The 23,340-nt window shown below is 43.2% G+C and carries 22 protein-coding genes; 8 read left to right on the top strand and 14 right to left on the bottom strand.

The features are described 5' to 3' along the window. Positions 1-11: 11 nt before the first annotated feature. Positions 12-878: an accessory Sec system S-layer assembly protein gene (locus AFK25_RS13495; protein ID WP_026011768.1), complete on the top strand. Its 867-nt coding sequence runs from the start codon at positions 12-14 to the stop codon at positions 876-878. A 184-nt stretch (positions 879-1,062) separates the two neighbouring features. Here the strand turns inward: AFK25_RS13495 and AFK25_RS13500 are convergent, their stop codons facing one another. Next, positions 1,063-1,512 (bottom strand): hypothetical protein, encoded by a 450-nt coding sequence (locus tag AFK25_RS13500; protein ID WP_035067530.1) that lies wholly within the window; start codon positions 1,510-1,512, stop codon positions 1,063-1,065. Between the two features lie 188 nt (positions 1,513-1,700). Here AFK25_RS13500 and AFK25_RS13505 point away from each other — a divergent pair, with 188 nt between their 5' ends. Then, positions 1,701-2,117 (top strand): helix-turn-helix domain-containing protein, encoded by a 417-nt coding sequence (locus AFK25_RS13505; RefSeq protein WP_238148389.1) that lies wholly within the window; start codon positions 1,701-1,703, stop codon positions 2,115-2,117. Between the two features lie 22 nt (positions 2,118-2,139). Here AFK25_RS13505 and AFK25_RS13510 read toward each other — a convergent pair whose 3' ends face one another. Next, positions 2,140-2,445 (bottom strand): coiled-coil domain-containing protein, encoded by a 306-nt coding sequence (locus AFK25_RS13510; protein WP_035067528.1) that lies wholly within the window; start codon positions 2,443-2,445, stop codon positions 2,140-2,142. 369 nt (positions 2,446-2,814) lie between these two features. On the opposite strand from AFK25_RS13510, the gene AFK25_RS13520 reads away from it, so the two are divergent. Continuing rightward, positions 2,815-3,222 carry a YwpF-like family protein gene (locus tag AFK25_RS13520; RefSeq protein WP_009361871.1) on the top strand — a complete coding sequence of 136 codons (408 nt, stop codon included), beginning with the start codon at positions 2,815-2,817 and terminating at the stop codon, positions 3,220-3,222. Here AFK25_RS13520 and AFK25_RS13525 read toward each other — a convergent pair. The 10 genes from AFK25_RS13525 to AFK25_RS13570 all read right to left on the bottom strand — a co-directional run bounded on the left by AFK25_RS13525 (position 3,219) and on the right by AFK25_RS13570 (position 14,523). Then, on the bottom strand, positions 3,219-3,722 hold the full coding sequence (locus AFK25_RS13525) for a class D sortase (RefSeq protein WP_035067524.1): 504 nt from the start codon (positions 3,720-3,722) through the stop codon (positions 3,219-3,221). The genes AFK25_RS13520 and AFK25_RS13525 overlap by 4 nt on opposite strands. Next, positions 3,722-4,624 carry a processed acidic surface protein gene (locus AFK25_RS13530; RefSeq protein WP_035067522.1) on the bottom strand — a complete coding sequence of 301 codons (903 nt, stop codon included), beginning with the start codon at positions 4,622-4,624 and terminating at the stop codon, positions 3,722-3,724. The genes AFK25_RS13525 and AFK25_RS13530 overlap by 1 nt, the downstream gene beginning before the upstream one ends. 60 nt (positions 4,625-4,684) lie before the next feature. Continuing rightward, complete coding sequence (locus tag AFK25_RS13535) at positions 4,685-6,031, bottom strand: aspartate kinase (RefSeq protein WP_009361874.1); 1,347 nt, start codon at positions 6,029-6,031, stop codon at positions 4,685-4,687. 49 nt (positions 6,032-6,080) lie between these two features. Further along, on the bottom strand, positions 6,081-6,509 hold the full coding sequence (locus tag AFK25_RS13540; protein ID WP_035067520.1) for a DUF1284 domain-containing protein: 429 nt from the start codon (positions 6,507-6,509) through the stop codon (positions 6,081-6,083). A 94-nt stretch (positions 6,510-6,603) separates the two neighbouring features. Then, positions 6,604-7,029 (bottom strand): competence protein ComK, encoded by a 426-nt coding sequence (locus AFK25_RS13545; RefSeq protein WP_240483475.1) that lies wholly within the window; start codon positions 7,027-7,029, stop codon positions 6,604-6,606. 89 nt (positions 7,030-7,118) lie between these two features. Then, positions 7,119-9,227, bottom strand: coding sequence for a methyl-accepting chemotaxis protein (locus AFK25_RS13550; RefSeq protein ID WP_035067518.1), 2,109 nt, complete (start codon positions 9,225-9,227; stop codon positions 7,119-7,121). A gap of 94 nt (positions 9,228-9,321) precedes the next feature. After that, a complete protein-coding gene (csaB, locus tag AFK25_RS13555; RefSeq protein WP_035067516.1) occupies positions 9,322-10,404 on the bottom strand; it encodes a polysaccharide pyruvyl transferase CsaB in 1,083 nt (360 codons plus the stop codon). Further along, positions 10,401-12,287 (bottom strand): DUF5693 family protein, encoded by a 1,887-nt coding sequence (locus AFK25_RS13560; RefSeq protein ID WP_035067514.1) that lies wholly within the window; start codon positions 12,285-12,287, stop codon positions 10,401-10,403. The genes csaB and AFK25_RS13560 overlap by 4 nt, the downstream gene beginning before the upstream one ends. Beyond that, positions 12,260-13,792 carry a putative polysaccharide biosynthesis protein gene (locus AFK25_RS13565; protein WP_035067512.1) on the bottom strand — a complete coding sequence of 511 codons (1,533 nt, stop codon included), beginning with the start codon at positions 13,790-13,792 and terminating at the stop codon, positions 12,260-12,262. Before AFK25_RS13565 ends, AFK25_RS13560 begins: the two co-directional genes overlap by 28 nt. Next, a complete protein-coding gene (locus AFK25_RS13570; protein WP_019418168.1) occupies positions 13,789-14,523 on the bottom strand; it encodes a WecB/TagA/CpsF family glycosyltransferase in 735 nt (244 codons plus the stop codon). Before AFK25_RS13570 ends, AFK25_RS13565 begins: the two co-directional genes overlap by 4 nt. 139 nt (positions 14,524-14,662) lie before the next feature. Here AFK25_RS13570 and AFK25_RS13575 point away from each other — a divergent pair, with 139 nt between their 5' ends. Further along, complete coding sequence (locus AFK25_RS13575) at positions 14,663-15,232, top strand: hypothetical protein (RefSeq protein WP_240483473.1); 570 nt, start codon at positions 14,663-14,665, stop codon at positions 15,230-15,232. A 21-nt stretch (positions 15,233-15,253) separates the two neighbouring features. On the opposite strand, the gene AFK25_RS13580 is transcribed toward AFK25_RS13575, so the two are convergent. After that, a complete protein-coding gene (locus tag AFK25_RS13580; RefSeq protein ID WP_276202798.1) occupies positions 15,254-16,387 on the bottom strand; it encodes an SEC-C metal-binding domain-containing protein in 1,134 nt (377 codons plus the stop codon). 131 nt (positions 16,388-16,518) lie between these two features. Here AFK25_RS13580 and AFK25_RS13585 point away from each other — a divergent pair, with 131 nt between their 5' ends. Both AFK25_RS13585 and AFK25_RS13590 read left to right on the top strand, forming a co-directional pair. Next, a complete protein-coding gene (locus tag AFK25_RS13585; RefSeq protein ID WP_035067506.1) occupies positions 16,519-17,376 on the top strand; it encodes a CvfB family protein in 858 nt (285 codons plus the stop codon). Next, positions 17,373-18,356, top strand: coding sequence for a Gfo/Idh/MocA family protein (locus AFK25_RS13590; protein WP_035067504.1), 984 nt, complete (start codon positions 17,373-17,375; stop codon positions 18,354-18,356). Before AFK25_RS13585 ends, AFK25_RS13590 begins: the two co-directional genes overlap by 4 nt. 8 nt (positions 18,357-18,364) lie before the next feature. Here the strand turns inward: AFK25_RS13590 and AFK25_RS13595 are convergent, their stop codons facing one another. Then, complete coding sequence (locus AFK25_RS13595; protein WP_035067502.1) at positions 18,365-18,784, bottom strand: VanZ family protein; 420 nt, start codon at positions 18,782-18,784, stop codon at positions 18,365-18,367. 142 nt (positions 18,785-18,926) lie between these two features. On the opposite strand from AFK25_RS13595, the gene AFK25_RS13600 reads away from it, so the two are divergent. Together AFK25_RS13600 and AFK25_RS13605 are read left to right on the top strand one after the other, a co-directional pair. Next, positions 18,927-20,567, top strand: a complete 1,641-nt coding sequence (locus AFK25_RS13600; protein ID WP_035067500.1) for a hypothetical protein — start codon at positions 18,927-18,929, stop codon at positions 20,565-20,567. Continuing rightward, on the top strand, positions 20,567-23,263 hold the full coding sequence (locus tag AFK25_RS13605; protein ID WP_420806294.1) for a DEAD/DEAH box helicase: 2,697 nt from the start codon (positions 20,567-20,569) through the stop codon (positions 23,261-23,263). Before AFK25_RS13600 ends, AFK25_RS13605 begins: the two co-directional genes overlap by 1 nt. The last annotated feature ends 77 nt before the right edge of the window (positions 23,264-23,340 follow it).

Consider the following 23,340-nt stretch of genomic DNA (forward strand, 5'->3'; position numbering starts at 1 on the left):
GAGATGGAACAATGTTTCCATTTTTCAAAAAGAAAAAACAAGGGGAAGATAGTACCGTTCAAGCTGGTCAGTTATTTGACGGAGCAGATGAACAACAAGATGAAGACGTGCATACGACATTATCCATTCACCCAATGATGTCGTTAACGACCGAACAAAAATATTATTTCCAATACATCAATAACGAATTGCCGCCGTTGAAAAAAAATCAAGTGTCGTTATCCGGTGTAGAATGGAAAAAGGAAGACGACCATTACGTTGTTACGGCGTTTGTCCGCAACAGTTTAGATCAACCTATTCGTTTTGACCATATGCCGTTATTGCTCATTGGGCCAGACGGAAAAGTGCTTGGAAAAAAAGTATTTCCAATGAATGAGCTCGGCGATATTCCACCAAAAAGTAGCCGTCCGTGGCGATTTGTATTTACAACAAGTGACTTATATACAGAAAACATTCCTGAAACGGGATGGAAATTAGCGTTTGAGTTAAAGAAGCCACACCAATTAGATTTAGAAGAAAGTTGGCAGCAGCATTTAAAAGAAGAAGACAAGCAAAAACTTGAGCAACTCGTGCGCTCCCTTACTCCACCAAAGCAAGGAGAGGTAAACGTCATGGGGTTACAAGCACTTATCAACAACGAAGGGAATTTAGTCGTAACCCTACTCATTCGTAACGGTAGTGATAAAAACATTACGTTTGAGCAAATACCTTTAATCGTCGAAGATGCATCGGGCGATGTGGTCGCACGCGGAGCGTTTACGTTACAGTTAGAAGTAAAAGCAAACACAAGTAAGCCATGGACATTTATCTTTCCAAAATCACTTTTACAAAAAGACGAATTTGACTTTTCCACATGGCGTGCCTACATTCCACAGTAAAAGAAAAAGAGCTGATGTTGTTCATCAGCTCTTTTTCTTTGCCTCTGGCCACCAACCGCTCTCTATCGTAAACAGAAGGAAATAGTACTACAGTTATATTTTAGCATCATTTTTTATGTTTCACAAATATATTTTTCGTTTTTTTGGTATAAATTTTTCCCCCTCTTTCATTTTTTACATGAAATTAAAATAAACAATAGCGAATTTTCTGCCCAGAACGAATGGAAACTGAGCGGACTGTACATAAGATCGCTCGTTCTTCAGCAGCTGTGAGGTCATTCATCGATGCGGGGATGTAACGCTTCTCGAGGTCATTCCAACGTTTGACGCATATTTGCAGTTTCCCTTTTCCAAACAAAAACGTCATGACAATCATTAATTGATCATCTATCGTTTTAAAAAACAAAAACAAGTCGTCTTTTGTTGTACATGTAATCATGCGGTAACGAATCGGTTCAAGCGGCAACTTTTCAATCGGTGAAATAAACTGAAGTGAATCAGAAAAGTGAATGGGTTCAATTGTTCGCGACTCGTGAAAAGGAGGATACGGTTTCTCTTTAATGAGTACCTCACACATTTTCCCTCCTCTTTTTGTTTGATGAACAATGAAATTTGAAAAATAAATATTCACAATTCATCCTCTCCTTCAAGTTTTTCCAATGTATATTTTTACATTTTATGAATATTCAATCAACTTTTTTCGACAAAGATCCTGTCGATTTTTGTTCTATTTTAGAACATTTTGTTATTTTGTTCATAAAAAGAACAAAACATCCCCTATTCTTCTTCTATTGTAAAAAGAAAAAGGGAATTTGGTGGAAGATGATGCTACAACATATGAGCGAACAAATTAAACGTTTGCGTAAAGCGAACCATTGGACGCAAGAGCAACTGGCGCAACGGTTAAACGTATCTCGTTCAAAAGTGAGCAAATGGGAAAACGGTGAAGTGCTTCCTGATTTGAAATCGATCATTGACATGAGCGATTTGTTTCGTGTGAGCGTCGATTTTTTACTTGGCAAACATCCGACAGATGAACAACGATTGCAAGAAGTCAAACTCGCATACGGAACGAATGAGATGGATGAAGAACGACTTGCGCTTATTCGTTATATGAATGAACAGCGTGAGCTCGCAAAGCGGCTATATGCATTGCAGTCATTGCCTTCCCATAAGCGAAAACGAGTAGAAGAAGTAGTCATAAAAATCATTGATGAAATGATTGAAGCATTGAAATAAAAAAAGGGGCGTTTTTTGCCCTTTATTCAATGCCAATTAATTTTTTTAACCGATACACGTCAGCTTCTGTTTGCCATTGTTTTTGCGCATGCAATTCAAATTTATCGTGCAGCTTGTCCACTTTTGTTTCTAACTTTCCGATGCGCACATGCAGCTCTTTTATTTCTTCTCGTATTTCTTGTTTGAAACTTTCCATTTCTGCACGCATTTCTTGTTTGAAGCTCTCCATCTCTGCGCGCATCTCTTGTTTCAAACTTTCCATTTCTGTTCGCATTTCACGCACTTCATGCAGCAATTCTTTTACAGCTTGTAAAATTTGGCCCTCCACTTTTTATTCACCCCTTTCTGTTCGTTTCACCCTCTAGCATATCACTCCCCTCATAGACGGTCAATTGAAAAAAAGAGGCTAGCAAGGGGGCTAGCCAAACTGTGAGGGAGCAGATAGAGGATGCATTTTGGAAGGAAATGAGAGGAATCTTTCTATCACCTCCTCGATTCATATCATACGAGATGACAAAAAAGATGTAAAATTTCGATTTTTTAATTTTCAACCTGTTTTTTTCGTTTTTTGCCACTTTTTTCGGCTTTTTTCGCGAAAAAAGTGCTTGAAAATTCAATTTTCACTTTTTCTTTTCTTTTTTTGTTGTCTGTTGTTCATATGATATAATGGAAATAACTACTGTTGCGAGGTGGTTTTGTGAAAACATTTAAGCTCGTTTCCCTCACATTATTACATGAGCAAAAACAAAACATTCCGCTCATTGACGGTTTAATGATTAATAAAGAAGATGAAAATAAAAGGTGGCTTGTCGAAGCATATATGGATCAAACATATCGTGAGCTATTTACATCGTTAAAAGAAAGCGGAACGACGTTTGATGCACTCGTCACCATTTCGAGAACAACAAACGATCCCGCCCATATTCACGCCACCGTTCGTTCGGTGACGATGATGGGAGAGCGAATGAGCGTATTAATGGATGCGACGATTGTCAAACGATCCAATTTAGCTGAAGTCGTGTTAGAAGATTTAGTCCAACGCGGCTTACACGGTGAAACGCTTCTGCAACAATTTAAACAACAAATGCATACAAAAAGAGGCTAGCGCTTTTGTTTTGCCACGACGACATATCGGTTCGGAGCATCCCCGATCCAGCGAAATGGGTAACATGTAATTAACGTCAACGTCGGATGCGCTTTTGGAACGAGCACCGTTTGATCGTCAGGACGAACGATGCGAATATGTTGCACGACATATGTCCACGTTTTGTCGTTCGTCCGTACGATCAGTTCATCACCTAATTGAATGTCACCGAGCTGACGAAATACCGTATCCCGATGCCCTGCCAAAATGGTATGATTCCCCTCTCCCGGAAGCGCGCTTCGCTCATCGTATGCGACGCCCTTGTCCAATTGTTCCATACCTTCATAAATCGGCATATATATGTTTAGTTTCGGAATGAAAAGCGTTCCGATCGCACCTTCTTGTTGGACGGGCGGTTGCTCGCTTTGTTGCACCGCTTCATACGCCTGATGCCAACCGAGCGCATTGGCCCAAATGAAAGATGCGCCGAAAAGAAAAAGGGCAATGGCAATAACTCTCATCACAATCCTTTCCTCCATAGTACGAAACTTGCTAACAAGAAACCGAGGCCAATGATCATGTTCATTCCGTACGAAGAAGCTGTTTTTGGCATGCGCGCAACGAGCAAGCCGCTTTCTAAATCGAGCGCCATCTTGCCGATATGCGCCAGTTGCTCGCTTACATCAATCCAGGCACTTTCATTCATTCGTTCGCGCGGAATGTACACATCCGCAACAAAATTTCCTTCTTTATCATACCATTCCATGACAACAGGGGCAGTGACCGTCTGGAACTGTTCAAACGAAATCGGGGTTTGTCCTCGTTCGTTTACTTCATATACTTTCGCTTGAAGCTGATAAAGTGAGAGCCATTCATTCCAGAAGTTGAGAACCGTTTCCCGCTCTTGTTTTGTTAACGGCATAGATGGGTCGCGCAGCACGAGCGTTTGCATTTGTTCATCGAGACGTTCAAGCGCCTGTTTCGCAGACGGAGGGGTGCGTTCAAATAAACGGCGAATTTCTTCTTCTGTCAACCCAATCGTCGCTAACAGATCGGTCATCGCTTGCATCGTATCGTAACGGTCGCGGTAAAACGATAACGCATAATCTAAATGTTCAACAAACGTATAATGTTGTATTTGTTCACCGAACTGTCCGAGAAGTGCTTCTGCTTCTTCTTTCGTCATGTGATGCCGCAAAAGCAACGCATCAAGACGCTCAGGCGTGATCGGGGTGCCTAGCTGTTTTTTTAACGCATGAAGCGAAGAAAAATCGTAAATCGTCATATTCCATTTCGCTAAATAACGCGTCAAATCTTCCATCGTCCATCCGATGTCTTGTACATACTGTTTTACTTCTTCTTCATATGTCGCTGCTTGCACAGGTGTGGCGAATAAAAAAAGAAATAACCATAGCACGCGCATCTTTTTTCCTCCCTTATGTGTGCTATGGTTATTTTGTTCGATTATTCCATTTTTATACGATTAGAAATATACTTCATATAGCGCACGAACCGCTTTTTCTACTGCATCGGCTTTCACGCCAAACATCATGCTGACTTCGGATGAACCTTGGTTAATCATTTCGATGTTGACGTTGGCACGGGCAAAAGCAGCTGTTGCTTTTGCGGCAATACCGACGCTGCGTTCCATTCCTTCCCCGACGACCATAATGAGCGCTAAATCCCGTTCGATCGACACTTCATCGACACGCAATTCGTTTACGATGCGATCTAATACGCGGCGCTCGACGTCGCCAGCGAGTTGTTCTTCGCGTAAAATGACAGACATGTTATCAATGCCTGATGGCGTATGTTCATATGAAATGCCTTCGTCTTCTAAAATTTGCAACAAACGGCGTCCAAATCCGATTTCGCGGTTCATTAAATATTTGCTGACGTTAATGCTGCAAAATCCTTTATCGCTAGCGATGCCTGCAACAGGGCGGTCACGATGGTCTCTCGTTGCGACGATCATCGTTCCTGGCGCTTCCGGATTGTTTGTATTTTTCACACATACTGGAATGCCGCGGCGATACACAGGTTCAAGCGCTTCATCGTGAAAGACGGAAAATCCAGCGTACGACAATTCGCGCATTTCACGATACGTCAACTCTTTTAGCTGGCATGGATGTTCCACAATCGACGGATTGACGCAATAAATAGAATCAACGTCTGTAAAGTTTTCATACAGCTCCGCTCCAACACCCGCCGCCACGATCGAACCTGTAATATCCGAACCGCCGCGCGGGAATGTGACGATATGACCTGAGCGAGAATAGCCGAAAAAGCCTGGAATAATTAAAATGCCGCTTCTTTCATTTAATTTCGCGAGTTGTTCGTACGACTCAGGCAACACTTGAGCATTGCCTGGTTCGTCTGTGACGAAAATGCCCGCTTCTTTCGGACTGACGTAATGCGCCTCATATCCGAGCTGGCGGAGATAATGCGCCATCAGTTTTGCGTTGTTGTCTTCCCCACTCGCTTTTAACGCATCCAGTAAACGTTCAGGCTGATGATGATACGTATCAATCAATTGTTGTAAATGGGCAGAAATGACATCTAAAATGTCGCGCGACAACTGTAAATCAGTTACAATTTCATCATAGCGCGCAACGACTTGGGCGAGCACTCCTTCGTATATGTCATTTTCTATTACTTTTTTGGCAAGTGTAATTAACAAATCCGTCATTTTTGTGTCGTCTTTAAACCGTTTTCCCGGCGCAGAGACGACGACAAATTTGCGCGCTTCATCTGATGTGACGATGTTTGCTACTTTTTGAAATTGCGCTGCATTTGCAACAGAACTTCCTCCGAATTTTGCGACTTTCATATGCAATAACCCTTTCTTTCTATATTTATTTCATAATCATAGCACATCTTTATTTGTTTTTGTCAGAAAAATTTTTCAATTTCCGAATTCCGTCTTTACAAACGCCATACGATAGCCATGAACATCCTGCACAAAGCATGTCTAAATCGTCTGGTTCAACCATTCGTTTCGTCCGTTCGATGAGCTCAGATTTCATATATACGGCTCCTTCTTCAAGTTGCAAATGATGAATGACACGCCGATCCATCGCCAACACATGATCGTTCGACGCTTCATCTGCTTCACAGCGGTTTCCCCCGTGATGCGGGCATGCATCACATGCTTCATCGAGGGCAGCGATGACGCGAATCGGAAAATCGTATTCATCATTTCGTATGTCGGAAACGATTTCGCTCATTTTTTTGACGAACGACTCACTATAGCCCATTCCTTGAAACCCGTGTACACATAATAAATGATGTCCTCGTAACGTCCTCATCATTTCCCCCTTTTCTCTTTCTCGAAATATTATACACTACTTTTCATAGTTATTCACTATTCTTTGTTGTAAAATGAAAATCAACATCGCGGTTTTATGCATTTTTTCCTTCCATCGTCCCTTTTTGTATATCAACAATTAATTCTTTTTTATTTTTTAAAATGACTTTCGTTTTCTTTTTCTCGTGTGGTTGTATCATCTTGATGTGAGATTGGGCGATCCATATGCATCGATCGCTGTCAGGAGAACATGTTGGAAAGAAGTACAGTCGAAGCGCTTCACAAACGGAGACGGGAGCCATTTGCCGAATGCCGAGAATATGTTTTGCGGCTTCTACTTTTCCTTCATACGTGCTTCCATAGTAACGGCAGCTTTGTTGCATAATTTGTTTCGGCGACTGGTCCACTTTGTACGTGTTATACAGCTCATAAACGATTGTGCCGAGCCGGCCGTATTCATCATATTGCGGCACGAGCGCAGCTGTTTCTTCCATAATAATATACTCTTCCATCCGTTCCATCCGAAATCCCCCTCACAAATATACGTTCGCCTTTATTATAATGAATTTTCATAATTTTAACAATAAAAATCCCGGAGAAACGTCCGGGACTAAACGGTAAATTGCTTTCCTTTTTCGGCTAAATGTTGCGCCTTGTCGCTTAACGTTTGCACGTTTGCGGCAATTTCTTGAACGGCAGAAAGCAATTGTTCATGAGCAGCTGCCGCTGTTTGTGTTTGCTGTTCTGCTTCTTGAGCGATCGTTTCTGTCTCTTTCATCGTCATCGCCAGTTCATCAAACGCGTTCGTCATGACCGCAATTTTTTGGGCGACATCATCCATTTGGGTCATGACATGATTTGTCGTTTGTTGAATGCGGTTAAACGTTTCGTCCGCTTCGTGTGCGATCGCCATACTTTTTTCGGACTGTTGTTGCACATGTTGCATCGCTTCCACCGATTGTGACGTATCTGTTTGCACTTCTTGCAATAGTTCGCGTATTTGCTTCGCTGATAAAGACGATTGTTCCGCAAGCTTTCTTACTTCGTCTGCGACAACAGCAAAGCCACGCCCATGCTCGCCTGCGCGCGCTGCTTCAATCGCAGCATTTAACGCAAGTAAGTTCGTTTGTTCAGCAATGTTTGTAATCATCGTCGCCATTTGGGCAATGTCAGCAGAGCGTTGATGCAACGCTTGAATCCATTCGCTCGATTGTGTAATAAAATGGCTCATCGTCTTCATTTGATCAATCATTTTATCCATCGCCGCTGTTCCTTTTTCGGCTTCGCGCGTCATCGCCCGTGCCGCTTCAGCCGCCTGTTGTGAACGAGATAAAATGTAGTTTGTATCGTCGACAAGCGTATGAACGGCTTCGACATTTTGTTGCGCCCATACGCGCTGCTTGCTCGATCCAGCAGCGACTTCTTCCATCGTCGCACCGACTTGTTCCATCGCTTGTGCCGCTTCTTCAGTAATCGCGGTCAGCTCATGGGCAGATGCCGATACATCATACGTCAATTGTTGGTTTGCACTAATCATCGAACGGAATGAAGCAACGAGCGATTGGAACGATTGGGCAATATGAGCAAATTCGTCGTTTGACGAGACGGACATTTGCACCGTTAAATCCCCACTTGCTGCTTGTTTGCTTGCCTGCTCAATCGCTGCAATTTGTTCACGCACCGCCATGTAAAAAGCGATAAACAAGTATATAACGACCGATACAGCGAACGCCCCTAAGCCGATCGTCAGCCATTTTTCAACGGTCACCGCCCGATACTCACCATCTAAATGCGTTTGAAACGCATGTAGTGAAAAGCGAGCCAACTTATATAGCTGTTCATGCGCATGATTCGTTTTTTCATATAATTCAACCGATGTTAACGAAATGCGATTCGTTTGCAAAAATTCGCGTTGAAATAAGCTGGAAATGCTTAATAAATCCGTTGAAATGATGTCGTTATATTGTTGTACTTTTTTGCGCATCTTTTCATCGTCAACGAAAAGAGGAGTCGTTGCACGGCTGATCGTTTGCATCGCCGTTTCTAATCCGTTTACCCAATACGTCATTTTTGAACGTTCGATTTCATACAATTCGCTTTTTAACGTCAACTCCGCCGCAAACGACTGCGCCCCTCCGATCGTTTCCGTAAGAAATGGCACATGCTCAACAAATAAACGGGCTAAATAATGATTGTTCATATCGTTATCAAGCGATACGTGCGAACGGCTAGCTACATGAAGCAACAATTGATGCAAATCGTAGACAAGGGCGTTATGACGCTTCACCGCCTCGCTTGCCGTGTACATTTTCCAGTTGTCTTGCACATCTTGCATTTGCTGCAATAGCTGCTTCCATTTCTCGTCCTCAATAAAGTTCGCTTTTTGCTCTTTATGTACACTTTGTAATGTTTGTATTGATTTTTTCAACATCGCTTGCGCCTCTGCTACTTTGTCCTCTTTTCCATGTCCAAGAAGAACGGTCGTCGTATATTCGCGATGTTTTTGTATGCCGTACATCGCATCAATCATCGGCGCAATATATGCCACTCCTTGCTTTTCTTTTTCAAGTAGCGTTGCCTTATCAGTCAATAACCGAACGTACAAGACGCTAATTGAAAAAAGAGTAAACATAAAAATTGTCGCAAGCAACATAAATTTTTTACTAAAAGGCAAGCGATTCAATAGCTTTTTTCCTAACGTAAACATCGGCGCATCCACGCTCCTTACGAAAACAATCTGTACATATTGTTTTCTATTTTATCAGACGATTCATAAAAATTATATAACAAAAATAAAAAATAGGTCATTAGACCTATTTTTTCTTTCGGAACAAAGCGAGCGCCTCTCCTGCCGTTTGCTCGGCCGTTTGTTGAAGCGGTGCAACGGCGCGAATCATCGCTTCTTTTCGCTCTTCTCGTTTATTCATACATTGTTGAATATAAGAAAATAGTGCTTCGCCGTCCCAGCTATCATCTTCCACGTGAGCGAACACCGGTTGATTCGCTTGGTTTGCAAACGCATCAATTTTCGGATCGTACGATAAAGCGATAAACGGCGTATGACCGACCGCGGCAAAAATTAATGCGTGCAAGCGCATCCCAACAAGCAAGTGCGCGCTTGCAATCATCGCCATTTTTTCTTCAATGCTTGCGTCATAAGGAGCAACGACCGCATGCTCTTTCATCATTGCCAACACACGTCGCGACGTTTCATCATCGTGATGTCCGTGCATCGGGATAAATACAACATCAAAACCTGCTTGAATGGAACGGTCGAGCGCCGTTGCCATTTTTCTTTCGAAATGACGACCGCGCGCCCAATCGCGAACGGAAACAGCAATGACAGGACGTGTAAACGATTGTTGTTGCCACCAAACGGTTGGTGTTGTCGACGGCTTCAGCGCCATGACTGGATCAGGTACGACGGTGATCGGCTTTTTGATACCTAACGTTTTTAATAGTTGTGCCGACGGCTCATCGCGCACCGTTAGACGATCGACTTGATTGAGCGTCCATTTCATGAGCCATTGGTTTTGCTTTTTGTTGACAGGACCCATCCCTTGCGCATAAACCATGACCGGTTTGCCTAACCATTTGGCGATTTGCATAATGGCTGTATAGTACGGAATGCTACGCCATCCTGTTTGATCTTGAAGCAAACTTCCCCCGCCACTAATTAAGCCGTCACTATGGCGGAGGGCTTGAACGATATCACTAATTCGCCAACGATTCACAGCCTGAACACCATACGTTTTTTCTGTAAAGGCCGGATCGTTAGAAAGCACAGTCACTTGCACGTTCGGATCGTGCGCACGAAGCGCTTGAATGATCGCATATAAAATCGCTTCATCACCGACGTTATGAAAACCGTAATATCCAGATAACACTATGTTCATCGTATCACCTTTTTCCATGCCCACTCATATGCGTAAATCAGCACGATACCGACGATGAATCCAAGCCCAAGACTATATATCGTGCGAATAAACGAAATAAATAGTGGAATATGCAAATGTGTAAATGTATTGATCATCGATAGCCATCCGATCGTTCCGACGACAAGGAGAATCGCTCCTAGCTTCTTTTGCTTATTTATGACAAATAACGCAAGCAAGTACGCTGGAAAACCGAGCAAAAACTCTTTTGTGCGCGGACGTACGTATAACCACTCTTCAAGTTTTTGTCTAAACATAAGTTCAAACGTGCTTGCCGTTCCGGTATTACCAGAGCGTAAAACGTAATATGCCAGCAGGGCGAGAATGAACATGCTAAGCACGACGTGTCCAATCGTAATCGGTTGCTTCCATAGCTTTTTCAAAAACGCCAAAAGTGGCTGTTGGATGAGTGAAGGCAATACAAGTAACATCATCGCCGCTAGCGGTACGACGTAAACGAGTTTTACCCCGCGAAATCCTTCACCGACATAAGCCATATACTCATTTCCGTACAGCATCGTCACAATCCAGCTTATTCCGATAAATGAAATAGCTATCGCACGTCCGTATGCGATAAACGTTCCACGCCACCCTTCTCGGACAGAAGAAGGCTTCGCTGCATATATTGGAGTGACGATGGCGATAAGCAAAGCGAGTGCTTTCAATGCAAAATCAATGGCTAACACCGTACCGGCAATACCTAAAACGAACACTCCTCCTGCCGCAAGCGGTGCAATGATCGGTGACACGAGAGAGTGAACGGCGAGAAACACGAAAGCAGCTGCTCCGACAATAAATCCGATCGTCGCCATCTGTGAACGTTCAATCGGTGCGAACGGTTCACTTTTGCCGAGCATATAGTGATTTGGCATATGTTGAACAATTTGTTTCATCACCGCCACCGTTTTTTCCATATTTTCCTTCTCATCAGATGATGTGTACGGACGAACAAATAAGGCGCGAATATTTCGTTCTTTTACTGCGCGAACCGCCACATCTACCGCTTCATTTGGTTTACGTTGTTCTAAATTTAAACTATGCAAACGAACGACATGCACATTCATCGCTTTCGCTAATGTCGTCAATCCTTTCGCCTCATAAAACTCCGTTGACAACAACGCATATCCTGCTTCGTTCCATCTTTTTCCCCATTTTTCAACATCAGACGGATAACCGGCAACTTCTTCACCTGTCGGTAACAGTTTCGATATATGTTCGTTTTTTAACGTGTTGACTTGTTGAAGGACACGTACACTCGCTTCATTCATATCGCGCGCATCTGGAATACGAAGCACGACCATGAAACCACGTGTGATTAGGTCAGAAATTTTCGTTTCATCATATCCAAGTGGAACGCGCTCGATTTTTTTCGCATTCCCTTCAATCATATAGTACGTTTTTCCATTCACTTGAATTGCTTTAACGTCATCGGCAAATGTCGCTTGTAAAGATGTAACAGTCGGAAACGTATCGTCGAGTGGATAAACGACGATGCCACGCGCTGGCGTCACAACGTGTTCATTTGCTAATGAAAGCGCTTGTTTCCATTCCCCCATTCTGAATAACAACACACGCCCTGATTTTTCAAGTGAATCAAGCGTTTCTGCCTCAACGCTGACCGTTGTTAGCCCCGCTTCTTTTAGTTGCTTCCATACTTGTTCTTCGTCTTCTTGCAACCACGCTTCTATTTCATCGTATGGCATGATCATTTCATACGTTCGATTGTTCCACTCTGTTTCATGCCTTTTTCCAATCGCTGGAGCAACAAGGAGAAGCGAAATGGCCATCATGAATAACAACCACTTTTTCACATCATTCATCCCTTCTTCGTTTGATTCAACCATTGGCGAAACTGTTGAAGCGTCACACCACCGAGCGCTAACACAACCCCAAGGTAAAATAAACCGCCTGCGACAGTCGCAGCTGTCACATAACCGAAAGAGGCAAGTCGTCCCCATGTTGGAGAAATGAAAAATAAACCGACTCCCATCATCACAGAAGCAGCAACATATACGACGACTTTTCGGCTCCAAAACGGGAGCGATATGCGCCGACGAATAGCAACATGATTCGCCCATGTAATAAACGCATACGTAAATACGGTCGATATCCCTGCACCAATTAAGCCGTATATCGAAACAAATAAGATGTTTGTTCCCCATTTCACGATACAGCCGATTAAAATGATGACCGCCGCGCGTTTTGACTCGCCAATCCCTTGCAAAATGCCTGTTCCAAGCAAAGCAAGCGACGTAAACACCGAACTTGCTAGCACGACTGCCATCGTGAGGCTTCCTTCATGATTTGTAAATAAAGCGATGTTTAAAGGAACGGTTAAGCCAGCTAAACCGGCTGCCATAGGCCACGATAAAAAATGAGATAGTTCAAACGATTTTTGAACCGTTTGCTGCGCTTGTGTCGTTTCCCCTTTGGCCATTTGTTTACTTAATAGAGGAATAAGCGGCAGCACAAGCGATGATGAAAACACCGTCGCAATTTGGACGAGCGCTGTCCCGCGGCTATACAATCCAAATAAATAGCTCGTTTCGCCCTCAGCTGCTCCGTACCAACGAAGAGCGATCGGAACAGAAAGCGAATCAACTAAATTTAAAAATGGCATCGCAAGTGCCCCAAGCGCAATCGGGATAGATAGCTTTAAAATCGTTTTGCTTGTCTGTACCCATTGCGTGCGCGAAAGTTTCACGCGCTTCGGGCGATGAGGAGAACGAGCATACAATACACGTAAATAGATGAGACTTGCTAGGGCACCAAGCGGCGAGCCGATCATAATCCCCCCCGCAACGATATCATCGCGATATGCAGCTTGGACCATATAAAAAGCAACAAGTAAAATGAACGCCACCCGGACAAACTGTTCGAGCACTTGTGAAGCAGCCGTCGGCTTCATATTTTCGAGACCTTGGAAAAACCCGCGATATACCGCCATATACGGTGAGATGAGAAGCGTCGTGGAAACGACAACGATCGCAAATCGCGCTTCTGGGCCACCAAGCGCCTTCGCAATCCAAGACGAACCGCCTGCAAGTAGTGAAAAACTAAGCACGCCGAAACTAAACGCCAATAAGCTTGCGGTTTGGACAAGTCGCGCCACCTCGTCTTCTTTTTGCCGAGCGCGCGCTTCTGAAATGAGCTTCGATACGGCAATCGGAATTCCAGCAACAGATAAAATTAACGCAACCATATAGAGTGGATAAACGAGACTAAAAATGCCAAGCACTTTATCTCCTGCAATATTTTGCAATGGAATGCGAAAAATGCTGCCAAGCACTTTTGAAATGATCGTCCCAACCGTTAAAATGATCGTCCCTTTAACAAATGACTGGCTCATTTTCCGACAACCTTTTGCTTTAAAATTGTCCACGCAAACCGCGGCAACGCTAACATTCGTTTCGCCCGCGTCGGCTGCTTCAATAAACGATATAGCCACTCTAAATGAAGACGAATCCATAGTTCAGGGGCGCGCTTGACCACCCCAGCAAGCACATCAAAACTTCCGCCAACTCCCATCCATACACCTCGTCCTACCGTTTCTATATGTTCCGCAATCCATTGCTCTTGTTTCCCCATTCCTAATGCAACGAAAACGAAGTCGGGCTCTGCTTGTTTCACTTCTTCGACAATCGTCTTGTCATTCCAATCAAAGTAGCCGTTGCGTACCCCGACTAAACGAACGTTTGGATAATGGTGACGAATATGTTGCGCAGCTGCTTGTACAACTTCCTCTTTTGCGCCAATCATATATACGCGATATGCGTATTCATTTGCAAGCTGCAAGCATCGACATAATAAATCGTAACCAGCAACACGCTCAGGCAAAGGTGTGCCGAGCAGCTCGGCCGCTTTGACAACTCCAATCCCATCGGCAACGACATAATCTGCTTGTTGAATCGTTGCCATATATGACGCTTCTTCTTTCGCTTTCATTACAATTTCAGGATTGGCCGTGACGATAAAGCACGGCTTTTGTTGTTTGACGCGCTCATGAACGACGGCAACCATGTCATCCATCGTTGCGCGCACAAACGGAACTCCAAGTATATGAATCGTTTGAAACGACATACAAAACGCTCCTTCAATTCAATTGTTCGACAACATTATTAATGATATCACATGACTATGCCATTGACTATTTCTTCTTCGACATAACATTGGTAAACTAATGGTATACATACACGCAAAAGAAAGGATTGTGTACACGATGGAACAATGGACAAATGACACAGTCAATCGGACAGTCATGGCACTTGTACAACAACTGACAAAAGACTGGACAAAAACGAAAGTACACTCGGAAATATTAGAAATTTTAATGAACATGCGTTTAGAAACGAAAAATGAAGAAGAATATGTGAATTTGCTGTTAACGAATGTCGCCTTTGCTACGGAATCGAGTTTTGCCCTGCAAAAAATATTTGAACTGATTTTATTAAATAAACAATTTCCACCTGCAGAAGCTGTACAAGCTTGGCTAACGGATGCGCATAAAAAAATTCAAGAACAATTGCCAACATTGCGTGACGTGTATTGGAAACATTTTAACAACGCACAAGGCGAAGAAAATATAAAAAGAAAGCTAGAACTAAGCTATTGTCCGCTGTTACTAAGCAATCGCATCAAAACGGATTTCATTTTCGCCTTCATTCATGAACAAAATCAACCGATGATGAAAGACTTTTTTCACGCCGATCCGAAAGCCGTACTTGAAGCGCTTCATCATATCAGCGGCTTTTTCGCTAGCATGATTTTAGAAGGCATTGAGCTCATATAAAAAAGGGAGCCTGCGCGCTCCCTATTCTTCTTCATCGCAATCTTCACATACTTCGAATATATCATCGTCCCAATCGTCGTCATCCCACTCGTCCCAGTCTTCATCTCCCTCAACCGCTTCGGCTAGTTCGTCGATCTCTTCTTCCAAAATGAAATCTAAATCTTCAAGAGCGTGATACAAATCATCAATGCGCCTAGAAAGCGTGCTTGTGGATATGCCGTACATTTGTGCAAGTTGTTTTTGGGACATCCATTCTTCCTGAAAAATGGTTTCGATAAGAAGGTAATGCAACGCAGCCGCATACACTTCCGGTTTCCGAATGTTCGGGTTTTTCGCACGACAATATTGGCGCCATATGATACGTGCGGTATCAAGAACGCTTCGATCGCCAATGTTTGCTTTTTGTTCAAGTATCGTTAACACTTCTTGATGTTTCGGTGATAACTCGTTCGTATCAATCAATGGAATCGTTAACGACTGTTGAAAAATATATGGATATTGCTCTATCCATTGTTTACGGTCTTTGTTGCATTGCTCCCAATGCTCTTGCACCACATGTTTTACAGCGTCCGATAACACAAGAGGCATCGGGAAAAATGTTGAAAAACAAGCAGTATATTGCCCATGTGGAACAAAAATGGCTGTTATGACTTGTCCAACTTCCAGATCGTAATCGATATGTTGATCTAAACATTTGATTTGCTTCGTTTCACCTGTGACAAGATCTATTCCGAACGCAAACGAACCGTCCATATGATCGATTTGCACAAATGACGGAAACGCTTCTTTCCAAGACGTCAAAATAGACAATACAGACGGACGGACGTGATGTTTACGAATCGTGCTCAAGTAGTAATCGAGAATGGTCATGCCGCGCATATCTTTTTTAAAAAACATCACCCACGTGCTAATAAAAAATCGGAAAATCATCAGAGCGTCTTCATCTCGTTCTTTTGGATGGATATATGCTTTTGTATGTTGATATAAAAATGACTCATGTTCAAAAACGGCATAGCGAATGAAATCGTGCATATGCTGCTCTATTTCTTGATCGACAAGTTTATGAATAGAAACGACATTATTCCCACAGCAATGTTTATACTTTTTCCCACTTCCGCACGGACATAACGCATTTCGGGCGACTTTATTCATCATTTTCACCTCAATCTGTTTTTCTTTCCTTATATTGTACCACGCGCAAATCGAACAAGATACATCCTTTGTTTCCTGCATGTAAATCGTGTAGAATAAAAAAATAAACAATTTATGCAAAAAGGAAGAGATACATGATTGGACAAATCGTTACATGGAAAGTAAAAGAACAAAAACCGTTCGGTTACATCGTCACAAACGAAAAAGAAACGGCGTTGCTTCACGAAAGTCAATGTGAAGGCGAACTGCAAATCGGAGAGGACGTTTGTATATTTTTATATCACGATCACGACGGACGCATGCGCGCGACGATGAAAAAACCGATCATTACGACATCGTCATACAGCTGGGTAGAAGTAGTCGATGTTGTGCCACAATTAGGCGTTTTCGTTCATATCGGTATTGAAAAAGATATATTATTGTCGATCGATGACTTACCGTCGCTTCCGACGCTTTGGCCTGAAAAAGGAGATCAACTGTACTGTTCACTCCAAGTAGATAAACGTGGGCGACTGCTCGCCAAATTGGCTGATGAAGAGACGATGAAACAAATAAGCGTTCCAGCACCCACTTCTGCGTTTAATACAAACGTGCGCGGGCGCATTTATCGTCTCATTAAAGCAGGCTCTTTCCTCATCACAGACGTTGGCTATCTCGGATTTATTCACGAATCGCAAAGAAGACGGGAACCGCGCCTTGGGGAACTAGTGGAAGGACGCGTCATCGCTGTAAAAGAAGACGGAACGATAAACGTCTCACTCCTTCCTCGTAAACAAGAAAGCTTACAAACGGATGCTGAAACGATTTATCGTTATTTGGAAAGTCGCGGTGGGGCGATGCCGTATGGCGACAAAAGCGATGCCGAAGATATACAAGCGCGCTTTCATATGAGTAAAGCTGCCTTTAAACGAGCGCTCGGACGATTAATGAAAGAAAATAAAGTGTACCAACAAGACGGTTGGACATATATCAAAGGGGGAGAAAATGAATGATTCGCTTTGCGACAATCGGAACAAACTGGATTACAGAGGCGTTTATTCGCGCCGCCAAACAAGTCTCATCTTTTCATTTACAAGCTGTATATTCTCGCCAAAAAGAAACGGCGGATGCTTTCGCCGAAAAAACAGGCGCTGCACAAACGTTTACTGATTTACACAAACTTGCCGCAAGCGACGATATTGATGCCGTATATATCGCAAGCCCAAACGCTTTTCATGCTGAACAAGCGATGATACTGATGAATCATGGAAAACATGTTATATGTGAAAAGCCGCTCGCTTCTAACGTCAAAGAAGTAGAAGCGATGATCGAAACAGCAAGAAAAAACGATGTCGTGCTGATGGAAGCGATGAAAACAACGTGCTTGCCGAACTTTCAAGCGATTCAACATCATTTGCCGAAAATCGGGCGCATCCGTCGTTACGTCGCAAGTTATTGCCAATACTCTTCGCGCTACGATGCGTTTAAACAAGGAACGATCGCCAACGCCTTTCATCCTGCCTTTTCAAGTGGCGCATTAATGGATCTTGGCGTGTATTGTTTATACCCGCTCGTTGTGTTATTTGGTGAACCGAAGTCGATTCAAGCGCATAGCGTTCGCTTATCGTCCGGCGTGGATGGTGAAGGAAGCATCATACTCGATTACGGTGATATGGATGCGGTTGTTATGTATTCTAAAATCGCAAACTCTTATACTCCTGCCGAAATTCAAGGGGAAGAAGGAACGATCGTCATCGACACGATCCATACGCCAACGCGCGTACATATTCATTACCGCAACGGACAAAGCGAAGAAATAAGCGTTCCGCAACCGCATGAGCCAATGTACTACGAAGCGCTTGAATTTATGACGCTCATCGAACGAGGAGAAAAAGAATCAACAATCAATTCACACACTCACTCGCTTGTGACGATGAAAATTATGGAAGAAGCAAGAAAACAAACAGGCATCGTCTTTCCTACGGACGAATAAGCGAGCGACTATGCTCGCTTATTCGCTTTCCAAACGATCCATAAAACAACCGTTGCCCCAATCATATCGATGATAACGTCAGAGAATAAGGCCGTTCGTTTCGGCTGAAAAGATTGATGCCATTCGTCAAAGATGGCACAAAAAAGTGTGAATAACCATGCGAAACGATAAGACGCTGTTGCTCTCCATACAAGAAACGCAAACGTTCCAAACACCGTCATATGCGCACATTTGCGAACGATGAAATTCCACGAAAGCACCCCGTCACTCACAGGACGGTTCGTTTCAATTCCAAAATAATTCAACCAATGGCGAATCCATTGCGCCGTTTGCTCTCCAGTAAACAGCGGAGACTCTGTAAAATAGTAAATAAGCCCACACCAGATAAACACAAGTCCCCACCATATGAAGCGATTTGTTTGTGTCATTGTTCAAACCCTTTCTACATATCAACATCTACACACCATTTTACCATTTTCATCCCTTTTGTACGATTGATTTGCTTCATTTGTAAACAACAAACACACATGCTAAAATAAGGGCAAATTGATATGAAAAAGGGGCTTTCGTATGTTACAGACGATGTTATCGCAAGAAGTGATGACAAAAGCAGCTCAACGTCTCATGAAACTTTTACCCTACAACAAACATAGCGACGTCATTAAACGAGCATGGCAACTGTATCGCACAGGACATGTATATAACGTAACAGTTGAGGATGATATATTAAAAGGGAAAGTGACAGACCGCGGTCATACGTATGAACCTTCTTTTCAACTGAAACAAGCAGCCAGCTCGTCTTGTTCTTGCACAACAGTCGGGTTATGTCCGCACAATATTGCGTTATTTTTATATGCGTACAATCAAATTGATGTAGTCGGAAATTTCATTCGGCAATGGAAAGAGCCAAATACAAAACAAAAACTGACAGGAAGCACGGAAAAACAGGCGGTAAGCGAGGAAAAACAAAAGGTCACAAACACTCCATCAAATATAGAACATATGACGAAAACGAATATCGTTGATGCGTGGTGGCAATCGTTTGAAGAACGATATGATCGCATGTTTCTTTACGATCTCACAGAGGAAGAACATATGCGCAAGCTCGTTCAATCTTTTTTTCCGACATTCGAACGTCCAAAATCAAAAGCACCGTTTTTAGATCATTTTTATTATGTCCATGCCGCCTTATTTACATTTGTGAAACTTGTTCATATTCCACAACAGGAGTGGGGCTACTCCGCCATCATGCAAGAGCGACATGTCACTCAGTTTGTCCCAAAAGTACAACAAGCGATCAAAGATTTAGCGAAAAAAACGAGTACAGCGATGCACGAACAACTCATATATGCTTCGATTCCGTACGTTCGAAACATATTGTCGGGCGAATTAACGTACTTTAGACAAATATTAGATGTATACGAAACGATATGGAATGATGTATTGACCGATCCGACATATCGCGAAGAAGAATGCAACTGGGCGATAAAACAATTAAATGAGAAAGGAAGCGTCGAACAACAAATCCCATTTATCGCTGCCGCTTCATATGTATCGTTTTTGCTTGAAAACGATCAGCAAGCTTTTGAACTCATTGAACCGTTTCCATACTTAGCAACGGAACAGATCGTCAATTTTATGCATATATCGTTTGCGAAAAAACAAATACATCGTGGGGCGGAGTGGTTTTATCGGCTTGAAAAACATATAGAATCATACTTACATTCACTTCGTATGAACGATCGCGATTGGTTTGTTCGCACCGTATTATCTGCTTATCGGCAATACAGCATCGCAACAAAAAGCGACGAAACAGAACGATATGAACAGCTTCTTCAAAAGCTTCTTCCGTATAGTTTTTATATGTACATCGACTACTTATTTGATGAACAAAAATGGAAAGAGCTCATCGAATTATATATGCTTGAAAAAGCAACCGTCGATATGATTCCAACATATCATTTAAAATCCGTTGAACAAGCGGATCGTTCGCTCGTTCTCCCGCTTTATCATCAAACGATTATGTACTACATCGAACAAAAAAACCGGAGCGCATACGAACAAGCGATCAAACATGTACGAAAACTACGGGCTCATTACCGTGCCTTAAAACAAATGCCTCGCTGGGAAGCATATATTACAAAACTCGCTGAGCAAACAAAGCGATTGCGTGCCTTTCAAGATTTATTACGGAAAGGGAAATTCATATGATGCAACTGGAACTACAAAGCCGTTGGCTTGATGAACAAAAACAATTTTTCATTTATAGCGACGATGCGCATCCAAGCAATTGGAGAGACCTCGTCTTTTGTTGGCACGAAGAAACGTTTTATGGCACATTTGCTCCAATCGAAACGATTGGAACACATATCGGCGTTCTCCTTTCCCCGTGGGAAGCGCTCACGTTTTTCGCTTATCCATCCACAAACGGGCTGATCGAAATTATATGGGATGAACAAAGTAAACAATTTCAAGCGTGGGCCAAACAAATCATTACACACATCGAACAAAAACAGTTTATGCCTGATTTTGAAGCATGGAAAAAAGGACAGTTCGGCTGGAAAGGAACAGAAGAAGACCATCCGTTCGTTGCCATGTGGCGCTCTGAAGCAATAAACAACTGGATTCAATCTGACATCGAACTAAAAGAAACGTGGGAACAAATCGTAAAAACGTATCCGCTTCTGACAAGCGACGCTGCACCATGGGTGGACGAGCACGATTGGTTAACGGAAATCGGTTGGGATCAAAACCGTCCACCTTTTGTCGTTGCGATTCGTTTACGTGAACCAAACGAAGACGATGGACCATGGCCGCTCGACACCGTCTTCATCGATACGAAAACAGACAAAATAACCGTTTATGACGGAACGATGCCGCGCGCTTGGCAAGCGTACGCTAGTCACGTCGAACGGGCACAACAACGGTGGCAAACGATCGTTCCGTGGCTGAGCAAAAACGGGGAGTTGCGCAACGAACTAAACGAAGAAGAAGCTTGGCGCTTTTTAGTCGAAGCCACCATTGAACTCGCCGAAGCAGGCGTCCGCGTCATTGTGCCGTCGTGGTGGGAAGTTGTCAAACAAACAAAGCTTCGGGTAAAAGCTCGCGTGAAATCATCCTCGACATCGATATTTGGATTAAATGCGCTCCTCGATTTCGATTGGCGCATCGCCACAAACGATGTCGAATTGACAGAACAGCAATTTGCAGAGCTCGTGGCTCAAAAACGTCGCCTTGTGCGCATTCGCGATCAATGGGTACAGCTCGACCCTGCGCTTATTCAACGCGTTCAAACGCTAATGAAACAAGCAAAAAAAGAAGGGCTATCCATTCGCGACGTACTCGCGCAAACACTTGCCAACCAACAAATAAAACAAGAGGACGATGAAGATCCAATTGACATTGAACTGAACCGTTCGTTTACATCGCTTATTCAAAAATTAAAACATATCGACCATATCCCGACCGTCCCCGTGCCAAAAACGTTTCACGGCACGTTGCGCCCATATCAACAACGCGGGGTCGATTGGCTCGTCTTTTTGCGCCAGTTCGGCTTTGGCGGCTGTTTAGCTGATGATATGGGGCTTGGGAAAACGATACAAATGCTCGCCTATTTTGCATATGTGAAAGAAAATGAGAAACGACATGCGCCTGCCTTGCTCATTTGTCCGACGAGCGTCATCGGCAACTGGCAAAAAGAATGTAAGCAATTCGTTCCGTCTTTAAACGTTTACGTCCATCACGGGTCAAATCGCGAACACGGCGATGCGTTTGCCGAAAAAGTAAAAAGCTACGACCTCGTCATTACATCATATAGCTTGGCGCATTTAGATTTTGATGACTTAGCCGTCATCGACTGGGACGTCATTTGTTTAGATGAAGCACAAAACATAAAAAACGCCCAAACGAAGCAAGCGCGCGCCATTCGCAAGCTGAAAGGGCGCCATAAAATCGCGCTTACCGGGACACCGATTGAAAACCGGTTAAACGAGCTTTGGAGCATTTTCCACTTTTTAAATCCGGGCTACTTAGGCTCACAAACAGAATTTCAACGCCGTTTTGCGACGCCGATTGAAAAAAATGGCGATCAGCAAGCAACAGAAAAACTACAAAACTTGATTCGCCCGTTTTTACTGCGCCGAACAAAAACAGATGAACGCATTGCGCTTGATTTGCCAGATAAACTAGAACAAAAAGAATATTGTCCGCTAACCGTCGAACAAGCTTCATTATATGAACAAATTGTGCAACAGTCGCTCGAAAAACTCGAACAAGTGGACGGCTTTGCGCGGCGCGGGATTATTTTACAAATGTTAAACAATTTAAAACAACTATGCGATCACCCTGCGCTTTATTTAAAAGAAGAGCATCCAAAACAAGTCGTTGAACGGTCACATAAACTAGAAAAATTGCTTGAACTTGTCGAACAAATTCGCGAAAACGGAGAAAGCTGTTTAATTTTCACCCAATATATTCAAATGGGTGAAATGATCCAACAGGTGTTATCGACACATTTGAAACAAACGGTCGTCTTTTTAAACGGAAGCACACCGAAACAGACGCGCGACAAAATGATTGAGCAGTTTCAAAATGGACAGTTTCATATATTCATTTTATCGCTCAAAGCAGGCGGCACAGGGCTAAACTTAACGGCCGCAAATCACGTCATCCATTTCGACCGTTGGTGGAACCCAGCCGTTGAAAATCAAGCGACAGACCGCGCCTATCGGATCGGGCAAACGAAATTCGTCCACGTGCATAAATTCATTACAACCGGAACAGTCGAAGAAAAAATTGACGAAATGATTGAAATGAAACAAGCGCTCAACGAACAGCTCATCCAAAGCGACACGTGGATTACCGAACTGTCCAACGAACAACTACGCGAACTATTTACGCTTTCATGAGGTGAAACATGGCAAAGAAAAAAGAAAGTTGGGAAAAGCTCATTGAACAAATGTTAAAAAAACTAGCAGAGCGAAAA

The organism is Anoxybacillus gonensis, from assembly GCF_001187595.1.
Classification (GTDB): Bacteria; Bacillota; Bacilli; order Bacillales; family Anoxybacillaceae; genus Anoxybacillus; species Anoxybacillus gonensis.